Origin of the sequence: Kribbella pratensis, from assembly GCF_004365355.1 — a bacterium.
In the GTDB taxonomy this organism is placed as follows: Bacteria; Actinomycetota; Actinomycetes; order Propionibacteriales; family Kribbellaceae; genus Kribbella.
On record NZ_SODP01000002.1, the window covers coordinates 1,233,100 to 1,247,467 of the forward strand.

A 14,368-nucleotide genomic window follows, 5' to 3' on the forward strand; every position below is an offset into this window, starting at 1 on the left:
CATGTCAGTGTTTCCCTGGGTACCTTGGTGGGATGCCTGGTGTCGTGAGCGCGGTCGAAGGAGCCGAGGTGGTGTTCCGCCTCGGTGATGCCCCGCATGCGTTCACGGGCGTCCGGTTGTGGCAGGAGCTCGGGCTCCCCGCCGAGCTGCTCGAGTTCAAGCCGGTCGATTACGGCTGGGAGCTGCGGCTGCCGCGCCCGTCGGTGCACCGGATGGAGTACCTGTTCGACATCGCCGACCTCGGGATGCGCACAGATCCGACGAATCCACGGACCGTCGACGGCGCGTTCGGGCACCATTCCTGGCTACCGCTGCCGGGGTACGTCGAACCTGCCTGGCTGACCGTGCCGCCGATCCCGTCGACGCTGACCCCCTTCACCGCGGAGTCCCCGGTCGGGCCGGTGACCGCGCAGGTCTGGGCGCCGGAGGGCATCGCCCCGACGTTCGAGCTACCGCTGTTGCTCGCCCACGACGGTCCGGAGTTCGCCGCGTACGCCGGTCTCGCGCAGTACGCCGGCGCCATGGTCGCCCAGTCCACGCTGCCGCCGTTCCGGCTCGCGCTGATCGAACCGACTGCCCGCAACCTCTGGTACGCGGCGAATCCGCAGTACGCCGACGCGCTGACCCAGTACGTGCTGCCCGCGGTCGAGACGTCGTACCGCAGCCGGCGTCCGGTGATCATGGGGGCCAGCCTGGGCGCGCTCGCGGCGCTGCACGCGGAATGGCAGCATCCGGGCACCTTCGCCGGGCTGTTCCTGCAGTCGGGGTCGTTCTTCACGCCGGGCACGGATCCGCAGGAGTCCCGGTTCGAGTTCTATGCCGAGGTGACCGGGTTCGTCGAGCAGGTGCTCACGGCAACCACGGCGCCGAGTACGCCGCCGGTCGGGATGACTGCCGGGACGACCGAGGAGAATGTGCACAACAACCGGGTGATGGCTGCGCGGCTCGCCGAGCTCGGCCTCGAGGTCACGCTCGACGAAACACCCGACATGCACAACTTCACAGCCTGGCGGGATGTGCTTCATCCTGATCTGACGGATCTTCTGGCGCAGACCTGGGGTGGGGCGGATGGAACGGGAGCAGGCCGAGTTGGAGGCACCGGGGCTTGACCGCCCCGGAACAGTGATCCGCTACGGGCATTTCGGCCGCCCGGTGCTGGTCTTCCCGAGCGAGCAGGGCCGGGCCTGGGACTACGAGAACAACGGCATGGTCGACGCCGTCTCGGACCTGATCGAGGCCGGGCGGGTGAAGCTGTACTGCGTCGACTCCTACGACCACGTCAGCTGGTCCGACCGGAGTATCCAGCTCGAGGACCGGGCCCGCCGGCACGAGCTGTACGAGTCCTGGATCGTGAACCAGGTCGTCCCGGCGATCGCGGCCGACTCGCCCGGGGTCAGCGACATCATCACGACCGGCTGCAGCCTGGGTGCTTTTCACGCGTTGAACTTCGCGTTCAAGCGGGCCGACCTGTTCCCGGTCGCAATCTGTCAGAGCGGGAACTACGACGCGAGCAGTTGGCACGCGTGGGGCCAGCGCGGCGACGCGACGTACTTCAACAATCCGGTCGACTACCTGCCCAACCTGTCGGGTGAACATCTCGACTGGTTGCGCCGCCGGCTGTTCATCCTGCTCACGGTAGGTCAGGGTGACTGGGAGACGAACCCGACAGGCTCGTTGCCGTCGGCTCGTGCGACCGACGCGCTGTTGACCGAGAAGGGCATCCCGCATGAGCTCGATCTGTGGGGGTACGACGTAGCACACGACTGGCCGTGGTGGCGTCAGCAGCTCGCCCATCATCTGCCCCGATTCTGCTGAGGATGACCCCCTCCTTCTTTCCTTCCCTTTCCCCGATCTGTAGGAGATCTTGTGTCTGACCGTTCGCGTCATCTGATCGGATTGTTGCTGGGGGCGGAGGAGGACTGGCCGCAGGCGTTCGAGGCGTTGCTGCAGCGGGTCGGGCCGGTCACGCTCGACGGGCACGAGCACGAGTTCGGGTCCCGGCGGCTGACCATCGAGCCGTTCGACCTCAACGATCCGGTCCGGGTCGGGCTGGTGATCGACCGGCTCGCGTACTGGTACTACCACCCGCGCGAGTGGCTGAAGAAGGCCGCGCTGATGAACGGCACGTACCTGCTGAACTCCCCGTTCACGTTCCAGTCGATGGAGAAACACTCGGCGTACTGCGCGATGCTCCGGCTCGGGCTGAAGATCCCGCGGACCGTGCTGGTGCCGTACAAGAACCCGGTCGACAACGTGCGCTGGGCGTACACGTCGGCGAAGTACAACCGGCCGTTCGACCTGGACGCGATCGCCGACGACCTCGGCTACCCGCTGTACATGAAGCCGTTCGACGGCGGTGGATGGCGCGGGGTGTCGCGGATCAACAACCGTGACGATCTGCACCGCGCGTACGACGCGTCGGACGAGATGCTGATGCACCTGCAGGCCACGGTCGAGTACGACAAGTTCGCCCGCGCGCTGTCGATCGGCGCGGAGACGATGGTGATGGACTTCCGCCCGGACGAGCCGATGCACAACCGGTACGCCGTCTCGCACGACTTCCTGTCGCCGTCGGCCGGACACCAGGCGGTCGCGATCAGCCGGATCGTGAACGCGTTCTTCGGCTGGGAGTTCAACTCCTGCGAGATGCTGGTCAAGGGCGACTCGGTCCACCCGATCGACTACGCCAACGCCTGCCCGGACGTCGCGGTCACCTCGCTGCACTACTACTTCCCGTGGGCGATCAGCGCGCTGGTCAAGTGGTCGGTCTTCTCGCTCGCCACCGGCCGTCGCAGCAAGGTCGACCTCCACACCGAGCGGTACTTCGAGATCGCCGATGACCCGTCGCTGGACTACGACGCGAAGGTGGACGCCTATCTGGCCCTCGCGGACGAGTACTTCGAAACCCCGAAGTACCACGAATGGTGTGCGGCTCATCTGGGCGACTTCGACCTCCGCGTCCGCGACTGGGTCGCCGGCCCCGACTTCGACCGTCTGCTGCGCGAGACGGTCGTCGCGACGTACCCGGAGCACGAGCAGGAGAAGTTCCACGCCCACTTCAAGGGCCTGACCGACCTCTGGCTGGCGGATCAGGCAGGCTAGAGGGCGTGCGTGACGCGGAGGTACCGGACTGGTGGCGGCGGCTCGGGTTGGATGGGCTGGTGGATGTGCATGTGCATTTCCTGCCGGACCGGGTGATGAATGCGGTCTGGGCGTACTTCGACCAGGCCGGTGAGCACTACGGGACCGAGTGGCCGATCACGTACCGGACCTCGGTCGAGGAACGGTTGAAGACCCTCTCCGAGCTGGGCGTGCAGGCGTTCCCCGCGCTGGTCTATCCGCACAAGCCCGGGATGGCGGAGTCGCTCAACTCCTGGGCCCGGGACTTCGCATCGCGCACTCCCGGGTGCGTGCCGAGCGGGACGTTCTTCGACGAGCCCTCAGCGGCCGGCTATGTCCACGAGGCGCTGGAGCTCGGCACGCGCATCTTCAAGGTCCACGTGCAGGTCGGCGACTACGATCCGCGGTCGGGTGAGCTCGACGATGTGTGGGGACAGCTCGCCGAGGCCGGCACTCCAGTGGTCGTGCACTGCGGCTCCGGCCCGATCCCCGGCCGGCACACGGGTCCGGGGCCGATGGGCGAGGTGTTGCGCAGACACCCTCGGCTCACCGCGATCATCGCCCACCTCGGCATGCCGGAGTACGCCGAGCATCTCGCGCTCACGTCGTACCCGAATGTGCATCTGGACACGACTATGGCGCTGACCCCATTCACCGAGGCGATGATGCCGTTCCCCCGCGAGCTGGTCCCACGGCTGGCCGACCTGCAGGACCGAATCGTGCTCGGTACCGACTTCCCCAACATCCCCTACGAGTACGCCGTCCAGCTGGCCTCACTCGACGCGCTCGAACTAGGCGACGACTGGCTGCGCTCGGTGTGTCGGCACAACGGCGCCCGCCTACTCGGCCTTGCAGGAGCCGCCGAGGGGTGAGCAGCAGCCCTCACCTCGCCAGGCCTCGACGCCCTCGCGGACTGCCACAGCGGCGATGATCAGGCCGGCGATCGGATCTGCCCAGGACCAGCCGAGGGTTGCGTTCAGCACCAGGCCGACCAGGAGCACCGCGGACAGATAGGTGCAGAGCAGCGTCTGCGCCGAGTCCGCAACAACCGCGTTCGAGCCCAGCGCTTTGCCTGTGCGTCGTTGAGCCCAGGACAGGAACGGCATCACGATCAAGGACGCGATCGCCAGACCGATGCCGACCGGAGACGTGTCCGGATCGGCTCCGGTGATCAGGCTGCGCGCCGACTCGAAACCGACGTACGCGGCGAGGACGAAGAAGGAGAAGGCGAGCAGACGAAGGGCTCGGCGTTCGCGGGACTCCGGGAGCGGGTGGCGGAACTGCCAGAGGATGATCAGGCCGCTCGAAACCTCGACGACCGAGTCCAGCCCGAATCCGACTAGGGCCACCGAGCCGGCGACGATCCCGGACGAGACTGCGACGACGGCCTCGATCACGTTGTAGGTGACGGAGGCCCCGGCCAGCAGTTGGGCGCGGCGACCGAGGCGGCGACGCTCGGCAGGGTCGACGACCCAGGCCGAGCCCGCGGAGCCGAGCTGCAGCGGTTCAGCCATGATTCAGCCCGTAGTTCGGGCAGAGGGCGACGGCGTCGCCGGTGAGGCCGAGGAGGCGCTCGGCCGCAGCGAGCAGGTCCATCGTCGCCTCGGGGTGCGACAGGCTGAAAAACGAAGCCCGCCCTTGCGGTCGCGACTCGACCAGCCCGCAGTCCCGCAGACACGCAAGATGCTTGGACACGGTCGACTGCGCCAGCCCCAGGTGCTCGGTCAGATCCACGACCCGGTGCTCCCCCAACGCAAGGTGCCGCACGATCGCCAACCGCGACGCATCACTGAAACCGTGGAACAAGCAGCTCGCGACCGCCAGCGCCGAGGCCTCATCCACCACATCCATCGCCATTCGACGATGTTATCGCACCTGAGCGAACTCCGCACCCCGCCGTCCCCAGGCCCCGTCGGTCACCGGACGCGGGTGAGGACGTACGCCGTGGGGGTGGCTCCGTTGTACTTGAGGAGGCGTTGGCGGACGACCTTGAGAGCACGGTGTCGCTGGATCGCGTTCTGTAGAAGGCGTTTGTCCTCGGTCAGCAGGACGGCGCGACCGTCGGCGGCGAGGACGCGGTCGACCTCGCGCAGGACTGCCGGGTACAGCGTGCGGTTGAGCTCGTGACTGCCGACCTGCTTGCCGAACGGCAGATTCGTGACGACGCGATCCACGCTTCGGTTTTTCAGCGGCAACGCGTCGGCCTTCGCCTCCACGAGGTCGTGGGCCTGGTTCCTGGACGCGATCTCGAGTGCGCGGGGGTCGTGATCCGTCCCGATGACGTGGGCGCCCGGCGCACGACGGCGTACCGCTCGAAGAATTGTTCCCGTACCGCAGAACGGATCGACCACGCGATGCCCCGGCCGGACCTTCGCCAGCCGGACGAGCACCTCGGCGACCACCGGATTCGTTGACCACGGCAACCGCTCCAGCCGGCCGAAGCGGCGCATCCAGGACAACGACGAGACCTCGACCGCCGGTCTGCCCGGATCACCGACGGCGATCGTGAAATAGAGCGTGCAGGCAACGAGTTCGTCCCACGGACCGTCGACCGCACACTCGACGGTCTCGGCGGACAGCTGACAGATCGAGCGGACGGACGGCATCGCACGCAACTCCTCCAGGAGGAGATCGGCGGCGCCATCGATGGTGCGCAGGACAAGGTGTGGCACGGCAATGCTCCTGAAGGCTCGCGATCGACGGAACAGTCGAAGCGCGGCGTACGCACGACACAGCCGGCCGACTCCGTCCGGAGCCGGCCGCGGCCGTACCTACGCCTTCAGAAACACGACATCGGTGGCAGGGTATTCGGTCGCGCCACCGATCCTCATCTGATTTTGTTGGCGGATGGCAGACGTGGAGGAACGGCCGGCCGACGACGCGGAGCTGGCCGTCCTGTTGAAGGCCGCGTTCGACGAGCTCGTCTCGCGGAACGGGGCCGAGGGACGGACGCAGGTCAAGGACGGAGCGCGGTACTTCGTGGCGCTCGACGACGATGGCCGGGCCGTCGGGTGCGGCGCCGTCCAGGTGTTCGAGCCGGGCAGTGCTCATCCGGGCGACGCCGAGGTCAAGCGGATGTACGTGACACCGACAGCTCGTGGCAAGGGATATGCGCGGGCGCTACTGGCCGGGCTCGAGCGGGCGGCTCGGGCGAAGGGACATCCGGTTCTCCGCCTGACCACCGGCGAGCGCCAACCGGAGGCGATCGCGCTGTACGAGTCGAGCGGATTTGTGCAGACGGCTCCATGGGGCAAATACGTCAACGAACCACTGACCCGCTGCTACGGGAAGACCCTCACTAGACTCTGACAATGTCGCGGATCCACACGGTCGATCAACTGCTGGACGTACTCGATCAGATGGTGGCCTCGAGCGGCCGCGGCGATCGATCACATGCCTCCGCGGCGGAGTACTGGACCGGGTTGTTGACGACGCCTGGACATCCACTGACCAGCCGGTTGCCGGACGAGCCGTTGGTTGATTGGCATGAGCGCGGCTTGCTCGGTGATCTCGCGGGCGCGCGGGTGCTCGACGTCGGGTGCGGCGCCGGACGCAACACCCGGTGGTTCGCCGAACAGGGAGCCACGGTCGAGGCGGTCGATCTCGCCGGCGAACTGCTCGACGCGATCCGTCCGACCATGCCTGCATCAGTCACCTTGACCGCACTCGACGTGCTGCGGGATCCGCTGCCGGCCGGCCCGTTCGACCTGGTGTACGACTCGGGCTGCTTCCACCACATCGCGCCACACCGGCGCATCACCTACCTCGACCGCATCCTTCCCCTGGTCCGCGGCCGGTTCGCAGTCGTCACCTTCGCGGCGGAGCGGATGGAGACCCCGAGCGACCTCGACATCGTCACCACCGGCGACACCTACGGCGGCATGACGTTCTCCCTCGACGACCTCCGCACGATCTTCGCCACCCTCACCCCGGTCGAGCTCCGCCCCGTAAACCCCGCCCGCCCCAACACCTTCGCCCCCGACTTCCTGAACACCGCGCTCTTCACCAACCTGTAGCGACTCGGCTACCGGCGCGTCGTCAGTCGGCGTCTGCGGACGTGGGGCACTGATCAACTGAGGCCGGCCGGCTGCGGTGAGGCGTGGCCACGCGTGCGGTGCCGTCGTTCGGGTGGGGGTGTGGCGGGTTGGTCAGTGTCGGCGGTCCGCTCCGCCATGCCGCCGGGACTCGGGAGCCGGCGCGAGTGGTGACCCCATTTGCTCCGCACCCATTGATGCACTGATTTCAACGTTGTAAAGTGCGGGTGTCCCGCCACCGATCAGCTTCACGGGAGAGTTCATGTCGCAGCCTCGTGCGGAGTATCCGCGTCCGCAGTTCGTTCGTTCGGAGTGGGTGAATCTGAACGGTGACTGGCAGTTCGAGATCGACCTGTCGGACTCCGGGCTGGAGCGAGGGCTGCGGGAGCGGGAGCTGACGCAGCGCATCGTCGTACCGTTCGCGCCCGAGACCGAGTTGTCCGGGATCGAGGACGTCGACTTCCTGGAAGCGGTCTGGTATCGCACCACCGTCACGATCCCCGCCGACTGGGCCGGCAAGGAGGCCGTGCTGCACTTCCAGGCAGTCGACCACGACGCGACCGTCTGGGTGAACGGCGTCGAGGTCGTCCGGCACCGCGGCGGGTTCACGCCGTTCAGCGCCAACCTCCGCCACGTTGCCGCCCCGGGCGAAGAAGCAACGATCGTCGTCCGCGCGCGCGACAGCCACCGCGGTCCGCAGGCGCGCGGCAAGCAGAGCCAGCTGTACTTCAACCACAGCTGCCTGTACACCCGCACCACCGGCATCTGGCAGACCGTCTGGCTCGAAGCAGTGCCCCCGGTGCACCTGAAGCGCCCGCGCATCACCCCGGACGTCGCCGGCTCGAGCTTCCACCTCGAAGTCCCGGTCTCCGCGAACAAGCCCGGCCACACGATCCGCGCCACCCTCAAGGACGCCGACGGGGAGGTCACCACGGCCGACGTACGCGCCGACCTGGACCTCGCCCCGCGCCTGACCCTCCAGCTCCCGGCCGAACGCGTCCGCCTCTGGGACACCACCGACCCGCACCTGTACGACGTACGCCTCGAGCTGATCGATGCCGATGGCAACGTTATTGACCAGGCCGACTCGTACGCCGGTCTGCGCTCGGTGAGCATCAACGGTAAGGCGATCCTGATCAACGGCAAGCACGTGTACCAGCGGCTCGTGCTGGACCAGGGGTACTGGCCGGAGAGCCTGATGACCGCGCCGTCCGAGGAGGCGCTGATCCGCGACATCGAGCTCAGCCTGGCGGCCGGGTTCAACGGCGCGCGCCTGCACCAGAAGGTGTTCGAGGAGCGGTTCCTGTACCAAGCGGACCGGCTCGGCTACCTGGTCTGGGGCGAGTTCGGCGACTGGGGCTCCGGCGTCGGCAACACCGACAACGACAACCAGCAGCCGACGGCGTCGTACGTCGCCCAGTGGCTCGAGGCGGTCGAGCGCGACTACAGCCACCCGAGCATCGTCGGCTGGTGCCCGCTGAACGAGACCCACCAGCTGCTGCACGACCGCATCACCCAGCTCGACGATGTCACCCGCGCGATGTTCCTTGCCACCAAGGCAGCCGACACCAGCCGTCCTGTGCTGGACGCGTCCGGCTACAGCCACCGCGTGCCCGAGACCGACGTCTGGGACTCGCACAACTACGAGCAGGACCCGGCCAAGTTCGCCGAGCAGATGGCGGACCTGGTCAACAACAAGCCGTACGGCAACACCGGTGGTCCCGAGGGCAAGCCGATCTCGCTCCCGTACGACGGCCAGCCGTACTTCTGCAGCGAGTTCGGCGGCATCTGGTGGAACGCCGAGAAGGCCGCCGCCGGGAAGACCGGGAACTCCGCCGACTCATGGGGCTACGGTCAGCGCGTCGCGGACGAGGAGGAGTTCTACACCCGCTTCGCCGGCCTGGTCGACGCGCTCCTCGACAACGAGCTGATGTTCGGCTACTGCTACACGCAGCTGACCGACGTCTTCCAGGAAGAGAACGGCATCTACAACTTCGACCGCTCCAACAAGCTCGACGTGCCGCGGATCAAGGCGGTCCAGGACCGCCAGGCGGCTTACGAGAAGGACTGAAGTCCGAGGCTGCCGACCGCGACCAGGACCCAGAGAATCGCTCCGAGCAGGAGCGGCCTGGGTCCTGCGTCGCGCAGCTCACGCGGCCGCAGTGATAGTCCGATGGCAACTAGTGCGGATGTGATCAGTGTGCTGCCGATGATCGTCAGAGTCGGCAGCCAGGAGTCGGGGACGACGCCCGCGGAGCGCAGGCCCGCGGCGGCGATGAACCCGATCAGGAACAGCGGGACGAGCTTGCGCCACGGCAGCGGCTTGCGGATCGACGTCGTGGCGCCGTCGTACGAACCCTCTCCCGCGGCGTCGAGCGCACGAGCCGCGCGGTTCTCACGCCGGATCTTCAGCGCGACCAGCGTCAGCACGATCGGGATGAGCGTCAGCGAGCGGGTCAGCTTCACCACGATCGCCTGATCGCCGGCGGCCTGGCTGTACGCGTACCCGGCCGCGACGACGGACGACGTGTCGTTGACCGCAGTACCGGCCCAGAGGCCGAAGGATTCCGAGCTCATCCCGAGCAGATGGCCGAGCGGCGGGAACGTCAGCACAGCGACGATGTTGAACGTGAAGATCGTCGCCATCGCATAGGCAACCGACGAACGCCGGGCCCCGATCGCGGCAGTCGCGGCGGCGATCGCGGAGCCGCCACAGATCGCCGTACCGACGCCGATCAGCGTCTGAGTATCTCCGCGTACGCCGAGCAGCCGCCCGAAGAACCATGCTCCGCCAAGGGCCAGCGCGAGCGTGCCGAGCATGACCGGCAGCGACGAGACACCGACGCGGGCGACCTGCTGAAGCGACAGACCAGTTCCCAGTACGACGATCGACAGCTGGAGCAATGTCTTCGAGGCGAAGTCGTACCCCGGGCGGCAGGCCTCGCTGCGGAGCGGCTGGATGAACAGGCCGGCGATCACTCCGAGCACGATCCCGAAGACAGGCCCGCCCACAACGGGCACCAGCCGCCCGAGCGGGACCGCCACCGCGGTGATCACCAGGACAGCTGCCAAGCCTGGGATCCGGGACGCCGGCTTCGCAGCGGCAGCCGAGGTGTGCCGTGGCCTAACCTCAAGGTGCACCACTGAGCCGGTCCTTCCTGCGGAAATGTACGCACATTTACGGTAGGAGATGACCGGACATTTAGCAACCCGGAAGGAACGGATGAGCGTGGGCAGGCTGGACCGTGCCGGCGGCGGGCCGCTGTGGAAGCAGTTGCAGGAGGATCTCGTCCGGCGACTGCGGTCCGGGGAGTTCGACGACGCCTTCCCCGGAGAGCTCGCGCTGGTCGACGAGTACGAGGTCAGCCGGCACACCGTTCGCCAGGCGCTCGTTCAGCTGCGGGCCGACGGGCTGATCATCGCCGAGCGCGGACGGCAGCCGCGGGTCGCGACGGTGCCGGAGATCCGGCAGCCGATGGGCGCGCTCTACAGTCTGTTCTCCTCAGTCGAGGAATCCGGCCTCCCGCAGCGCAGCGCCGTACGCGCGCTCGATATCCGTGCGGACGGCGTGATCGCCGCCCGGCTCAACCTGGACGGATCCACTCCGCTGCTCTACCTCGAGCGCCTCCGGTACGCCGGTGATGAGCCGCTGGCACTCGACCGCGTGTGGCTCCCCGCGACCCTCGCGGAACCGCTCCTCGACGCCGACTTCACCCATACGAGCCTCTACAACGAGCTCTCCACCCGCACCGGCATCAATCTGGACCACGGCCGCGAGGACATCCGCGCAGTGAACCCGAGTCCGTCGGAGCGAGCGCTCCTGCACTGCCCCGCCGACGCCGCGGTCTTCTCGATCGTCCGGCAAGGCACCGCACAGAACCGCGCGGTCGAGTGGCGCCACACCCTCGTGCGCGGTGACCGATTCGCCCTGTCTGCGGAGTTCTCCGCGAACGCAGGCTACCGTCTGACGCCGAGCACCACGGCCCTGTCTCAGGCCTGGTGAAACGGGTCGTCCGCAGGTAACCAGGACGTCGCCGGGTCGAAGTCGACCTTCACGTCCCGGGTCAACGCGTCAACAGCCGCGAGTACGGCGGGACGCGATTCGTCCTGCCGAGCTACCAGCGCCCACGTCCAGACCGGAACCGGCTCGACGACGGGGCGGCGAACGAAGCCTCGCGGCAACGGTGTCGCATCCCGTTTCGGCGAACTGACGATCGGCCGGCCCAACCGGCGTACGTGATCGAAGAACCCCGGACCGGTGATCCCGTGGTCCTCGATCCGCTCGACCGTGGCGCCGGTCGCCCGGGCGAACTCGACCGCGTAGATGTTCCACGAAGCCCACGCCTCGGTGTCCGCATCGACCAGCACGACCGTGTCCCGCGCCCGGACCGGCAGCTCGTCGCCGGCCGATACCGCAAACAATCGATCCGCTCCCAGCAGCCGGCCGGACAGTTCCTGCTCGGCCAGGTCGGTCGCACGAACCCAACAGATCGCGAGGTCGATACTCCCGTCCGCGACCCGCGCGGCCTGCGTATGCGACGGCATCACCCAGGCGTCGACCAGCAACTGCGCTACCCCGGACACCCGCTCGGCCAGATCCGGAGGTCGCCAACTGACGTACCCCAACCGCACCGGCTCGCTCGCCGCGAATCCCCGCGCCGTCCGCCGCAACGCATCCGCCTGCTCGAGCAACGCCCGCGTCTGCGGCAGCAGGGTCTCGCCATTGGCGGTCAACGTCACGGTACGGCGGTCGCGCTCGAACAACCGCACGCCGAGGTCCCGCTCGAGGGACTTGATCTGCTGCGACAACGAGGGCCCGGCGATGTGCAACCGGGCCGCGGCCCGCCCGAAGTTCAGCTCCTCGGCGACCGCCACGAAGTACCGCAACTGCCGCAGCTCCACCTGCCACAGCGTAGTAGGCGGAGCCTCCCAGCTGGGAGCAAAGCGGTCGTGGAAAAGCTCGCATGGTTCGACCACCATCGAATCAACAACCTCGAGAAGGAGAACCATGAACCACCAGAAAGTCGCCGTGATCACCGGAGCGTCCCAGGGCATCGGGGCGGGCCTGGTCACGGCGTACCGCAAGCTCGGCTATGCCGTCGTCGCGAACTCGCGGACCATCACCCGCTCCGACGACCCGCTGGTGCTGGCCGTCCCGGGCGACCTCGCCGAGCCGGGCGTCGGCGCGCAGGTCATCGAGCAGGGCCTCGACACCTTCGGCCGGATCGACACGCTCGTCAACAACGCGGGCATCTTCGTCGCCAAGCCGTTCACGGAGTACACCGACGAGGAGTACGACCAGATCACCGGCCTCAACCTGCGCGGCTTCTTCGACACCACGCGGCGCGCGATCACCGCGATGCTCGAGAACGAGGACGGCGGGCATGTCGTCAACATCACCACCAGCTTCGCGGAACACGCCTTCAGCACGGTTCCGTCCGCGCTCGCGTCGCTGACGAAGGGCGGGCTGAACTCGGTCACCAAGTCGCTCGCGACCGAGTACGCCGCGCGGGGGATCAGGTTCAACGCGGTGTCGCCGGGCGTCATTCGTACACCGATGCACCCACAAGAGACGCACGAGTTCCTCGCGGCGCTGCACCCGGTCGGCCGGCTCGGCGAGATCGAGGAGATCGTCGACGCGGTCACGTACCTGGAGAGCGCGAAGTTCGTCACCGGCGAGGTGCTGCACGTAGATGGCGGCCAACAGGCAGGCCACTGAGATGTCGGCGACTGCCACGCTCACCGAGAGGTTCGCAGCTGGTCGAGCCGCCTGGCGGTTGGCCGGGCAGGGGGCTGCGGCGCTGGCCGGCGGGATGGGGATCGGCCGGTTCGCGTATACGCCGATCCTGCCGATGATGCATGCACAGGTCGGCTTGTCCCCGCGTCTCGGCGCGGGGCTCGCGACGGCCAATTACACCGGCTACCTCGCCGGGGCGTTGGCCGCCATCGCCGTACCGCGGTTGATCCACTCACGCTGGGTCCTCCGGCTGTCGATGCTCATCCTCGCCGCGACGCTCGCCCTGATGCCGCTGGGCCGGAGCGGATCGCTCTGGCTCGGGCTGCGATTGATCGCGGGGATCGCGAGCGCGCTGGTGTTCGTGATCGCGGTCAGCGCCGTACTCCCCCGGCTGCACAGTCACCACGTGGGCTGGACATTCGGCGGAGTCGGCGCCGGCATCGCGCTCTCGGGCGCAGTGCTTGCCGGCGGCAACTGGCGTACGGCGTGGTGGATCACGGCGCTGCTCACCATCGCCTGCACGATCCCGGCCTGGCACCTCACTGGGTCGGCCAGGCCAGCAACTGTTGCGCGGGGCACCAGATCGCGACACTTCAACGCGCTCCTGGCCAGCTACACCTTGGAGGGCATCGGTTACATCATCGCCGGCACGTTCCTCGTTGCAGCGATCAACGAAACGGCGTCCGGTGCTGTCGGCAACGGAGCCTGGATCATCGTCGGCCTGGCCGCCCTGCCGTCGACCGCGCTCTGGGCCTGGTTGAGTCGCTCGTGGTCGCGGTCGACGCTGCTCCTGGTCGCGCTGCTCCTGCAGGCAGTCGGCATCGCGCTACCGACCTTCATCCACGGGATCGCGGCCGCGCTGATCTCCGCGGCGCTCTTCGGTGCGACGTTCCTCGGCGTCGCCAATCTCGCGATCGCGATCGGCGCCGAACTGAACGTGCCGCACGCGGTCGCCATCCTCACCACCGGCTACAGCCTGGGCCAGATCATCGGCCCGCTGGCCGTCGGACCTTTGCTCCACAACGGATATCACCAGGCGCTCCTGGTCAGCGCCGGCGTCGTGGCTCTCGCCGCGGCGGCCGCGCTCCTGGTGCGCCGTCAACCGAAGGAACTCACATGAACGACATCCTGTACGACGTCCTCGCCCAGTGGAAGTCAGCCATCGACGACCACGATCCGCAACGCGCCGCCGCGCTCTTCACCAAGGACGCGATCTTCCAAGGCCTGCATCCGTACGGCGTCGGCCGTGACGCCGTTGCGGAGTACTACGAATCACAGCCCGTCGGCTTGTCCCCGCAGTACAAGCTGCTTGAGACCCGGGGCCTCGGTGAGGACACGCTGCTCGCCTACTTGGCCGTCGACTTCAGCTTCACCGACCGTCCGACGATCCCGGTGAATCTGCTTGTCATTCTTCGGCGGACTGATGACGGCTGGCTCATCTCGCACTATCAGGTCTCGCGGTTGTAGATACTGATCG

At 67.7% G+C, this 14,368-nt stretch carries 16 protein-coding genes; 11 read left to right on the top strand and 5 right to left on the bottom strand.

Translation table 11 applies throughout. From position 1 onward, the window contains the following. The first annotated feature begins 32 nt into the window (after nucleotides 1-32). Genes EV653_RS22610 through EV653_RS22625 form a run of 4 tightly spaced genes read left to right on the top strand, consistent with a single transcriptional unit; the run spans nucleotide 33 to nucleotide 3,992 of the window. Complete coding sequence (locus tag EV653_RS22610) at nucleotides 33-1,109, top strand: alpha/beta hydrolase (RefSeq protein WP_134105707.1); 1,077 nt, start codon at nucleotides 33-35, stop codon at nucleotides 1,107-1,109. Continuing rightward, complete coding sequence (locus tag EV653_RS22615) at nucleotides 1,069-1,815, top strand: esterase family protein (protein WP_134105708.1); 747 nt, start codon at nucleotides 1,069-1,071, stop codon at nucleotides 1,813-1,815. The genes EV653_RS22610 and EV653_RS22615 overlap by 41 nt, the downstream gene beginning before the upstream one ends. Nucleotides 1,816-1,866: 51 nt before the next feature. Continuing rightward, on the top strand, nucleotides 1,867-3,102 hold the full coding sequence (locus EV653_RS22620) for an ATP-grasp domain-containing protein (RefSeq protein ID WP_134105709.1): 1,236 nt from the start codon (nucleotides 1,867-1,869) through the stop codon (nucleotides 3,100-3,102). A 5-nt stretch (nucleotides 3,103-3,107) separates the two neighbouring features. After that, nucleotides 3,108-3,992: an amidohydrolase family protein gene (locus tag EV653_RS22625; protein WP_238159967.1), complete on the top strand. Its 885-nt coding sequence runs from the start codon at nucleotides 3,108-3,110 to the stop codon at nucleotides 3,990-3,992. Here EV653_RS22625 and EV653_RS22630 read toward each other — a convergent pair. Genes EV653_RS22630 through EV653_RS22640 form a run of 3 tightly spaced genes read right to left on the bottom strand, consistent with a single transcriptional unit; the run spans nucleotide 3,960 to nucleotide 5,792 of the window. After that, nucleotides 3,960-4,634: a cation diffusion facilitator family transporter gene (locus EV653_RS22630; RefSeq protein ID WP_134105710.1), complete on the bottom strand. Its 675-nt coding sequence runs from the start codon at nucleotides 4,632-4,634 to the stop codon at nucleotides 3,960-3,962. The two genes, EV653_RS22625 and EV653_RS22630, sit on opposite strands and share 33 nt — an antisense overlap. Further along, nucleotides 4,627-4,977, bottom strand: a complete 351-nt coding sequence (locus tag EV653_RS22635) for an ArsR/SmtB family transcription factor (protein ID WP_202871783.1) — start codon at nucleotides 4,975-4,977, stop codon at nucleotides 4,627-4,629. Before EV653_RS22635 ends, EV653_RS22630 begins: the two co-directional genes overlap by 8 nt. A 59-nt stretch (nucleotides 4,978-5,036) precedes the next feature. Beyond that, entirely contained in the window at nucleotides 5,037-5,792 is a 756-nt protein-coding gene (locus tag EV653_RS22640; RefSeq protein ID WP_134105711.1) for a TRM11 family SAM-dependent methyltransferase, read from the bottom strand. A 175-nt stretch (nucleotides 5,793-5,967) separates the two neighbouring features. Between EV653_RS22640 and EV653_RS22645 the strand changes: the two genes are divergently transcribed. From EV653_RS22645 to EV653_RS22655, 3 genes are all read left to right on the top strand, one after another. Then, on the top strand, nucleotides 5,968-6,429 hold the full coding sequence (locus EV653_RS22645) for a GNAT family N-acetyltransferase (RefSeq protein ID WP_134105712.1): 462 nt from the start codon (nucleotides 5,968-5,970) through the stop codon (nucleotides 6,427-6,429). Between the two features lie 2 nt (nucleotides 6,430-6,431). Beyond that, nucleotides 6,432-7,136: a class I SAM-dependent methyltransferase gene (locus EV653_RS22650; RefSeq protein ID WP_134105713.1), complete on the top strand. Its 705-nt coding sequence runs from the start codon at nucleotides 6,432-6,434 to the stop codon at nucleotides 7,134-7,136. Nucleotides 7,137-7,416: 280 nt separating this feature from the next. Then, nucleotides 7,417-9,225 (top strand): glycoside hydrolase family 2 protein, encoded by a 1,809-nt coding sequence (locus tag EV653_RS22655; protein WP_134105714.1) that lies wholly within the window; start codon nucleotides 7,417-7,419, stop codon nucleotides 9,223-9,225. On the opposite strand, the gene EV653_RS22660 is transcribed toward EV653_RS22655, so the two are convergent. Beyond that, nucleotides 9,210-10,226 carry a YeiH family protein gene (locus tag EV653_RS22660; protein ID WP_238159968.1) on the bottom strand — a complete coding sequence of 339 codons (1,017 nt, stop codon included), beginning with the start codon at nucleotides 10,224-10,226 and terminating at the stop codon, nucleotides 9,210-9,212. The genes EV653_RS22655 and EV653_RS22660 overlap by 16 nt on opposite strands. Nucleotides 10,227-10,377: 151 nt before the next feature. Between EV653_RS22660 and EV653_RS22665 the strand changes: the two genes are divergently transcribed. Next, nucleotides 10,378-11,157 (top strand): GntR family transcriptional regulator, encoded by a 780-nt coding sequence (locus EV653_RS22665; RefSeq protein ID WP_134105715.1) that lies wholly within the window; start codon nucleotides 10,378-10,380, stop codon nucleotides 11,155-11,157. Here EV653_RS22665 and EV653_RS22670 read toward each other — a convergent pair. Next, entirely contained in the window at nucleotides 11,145-12,056 is a 912-nt protein-coding gene (locus tag EV653_RS22670) for a LysR family transcriptional regulator (protein WP_134105716.1), read from the bottom strand. The two genes, EV653_RS22665 and EV653_RS22670, sit on opposite strands and share 13 nt — an antisense overlap. 106 nt (nucleotides 12,057-12,162) lie before the next feature. On the opposite strand from EV653_RS22670, the gene EV653_RS22675 reads away from it, so the two are divergent. Genes EV653_RS22675 through EV653_RS22685 form a run of 3 tightly spaced genes read left to right on the top strand, consistent with a single transcriptional unit; the run spans nucleotide 12,163 to nucleotide 14,358 of the window. Then, the gene (locus EV653_RS22675) at nucleotides 12,163-12,873 is read left to right on the top strand and encodes an SDR family NAD(P)-dependent oxidoreductase (protein ID WP_134105717.1); all 711 of its coding nucleotides are present in this window, start codon (nucleotides 12,163-12,165) and stop codon (nucleotides 12,871-12,873) included. Beyond that, nucleotides 12,848-14,011 (top strand): YbfB/YjiJ family MFS transporter, encoded by a 1,164-nt coding sequence (locus EV653_RS22680; RefSeq protein ID WP_134105718.1) that lies wholly within the window; start codon nucleotides 12,848-12,850, stop codon nucleotides 14,009-14,011. Before EV653_RS22675 ends, EV653_RS22680 begins: the two co-directional genes overlap by 26 nt. After that, nucleotides 14,008-14,358 carry an SgcJ/EcaC family oxidoreductase gene (locus tag EV653_RS22685; protein ID WP_134105719.1) on the top strand — a complete coding sequence of 117 codons (351 nt, stop codon included), beginning with the start codon at nucleotides 14,008-14,010 and terminating at the stop codon, nucleotides 14,356-14,358. The genes EV653_RS22680 and EV653_RS22685 overlap by 4 nt, the downstream gene beginning before the upstream one ends. The last annotated feature ends 10 nt before the right edge of the window (nucleotides 14,359-14,368 follow it).

What these genes read in the sequence shown, in the direction of transcription:
- EV653_RS22680 (WP_134105718.1), top strand. Translation starts at nt 12,848, where the DNA reads ATGGCGGCCAACAGGCAGGCCACTGAGATGTCGGCGACTGCCACGCTC.
- EV653_RS22610 (WP_134105707.1), top strand. Translation starts at nt 33, where the DNA reads ATGCCTGGTGTCGTGAGCGCGGTCGAAGGAGCCGAGGTGGTGTTCCGC.
- EV653_RS22630 (WP_134105710.1), bottom strand. Translation starts at nt 4,634, where the DNA reads ATGGCTGAACCGCTGCAGCTCGGCTCCGCGGGCTCGGCCTGGGTCGTC.
- EV653_RS22675 (WP_134105717.1), top strand. Translation starts at nt 12,163, where the DNA reads ATGAACCACCAGAAAGTCGCCGTGATCACCGGAGCGTCCCAGGGCATC.
- EV653_RS22615 (WP_134105708.1), top strand. Translation starts at nt 1,069, where the DNA reads ATGGAACGGGAGCAGGCCGAGTTGGAGGCACCGGGGCTTGACCGCCCC.
- EV653_RS22685 (WP_134105719.1), top strand. Translation starts at nt 14,008, where the DNA reads ATGAACGACATCCTGTACGACGTCCTCGCCCAGTGGAAGTCAGCCATC.
- EV653_RS22655 (WP_134105714.1), top strand. Translation starts at nt 7,417, where the DNA reads ATGTCGCAGCCTCGTGCGGAGTATCCGCGTCCGCAGTTCGTTCGTTCG.
- EV653_RS22665 (WP_134105715.1), top strand. Translation starts at nt 10,378, where the DNA reads ATGAGCGTGGGCAGGCTGGACCGTGCCGGCGGCGGGCCGCTGTGGAAG.
- EV653_RS22645 (WP_134105712.1), top strand. Translation starts at nt 5,968, where the DNA reads ATGGCAGACGTGGAGGAACGGCCGGCCGACGACGCGGAGCTGGCCGTC.
- EV653_RS22650 (WP_134105713.1), top strand. Translation starts at nt 6,432, where the DNA reads ATGTCGCGGATCCACACGGTCGATCAACTGCTGGACGTACTCGATCAG.
- EV653_RS22635 (WP_202871783.1), bottom strand. Translation starts at nt 4,977, where the DNA reads ATGGCGATGGATGTGGTGGATGAGGCCTCGGCGCTGGCGGTCGCGAGC.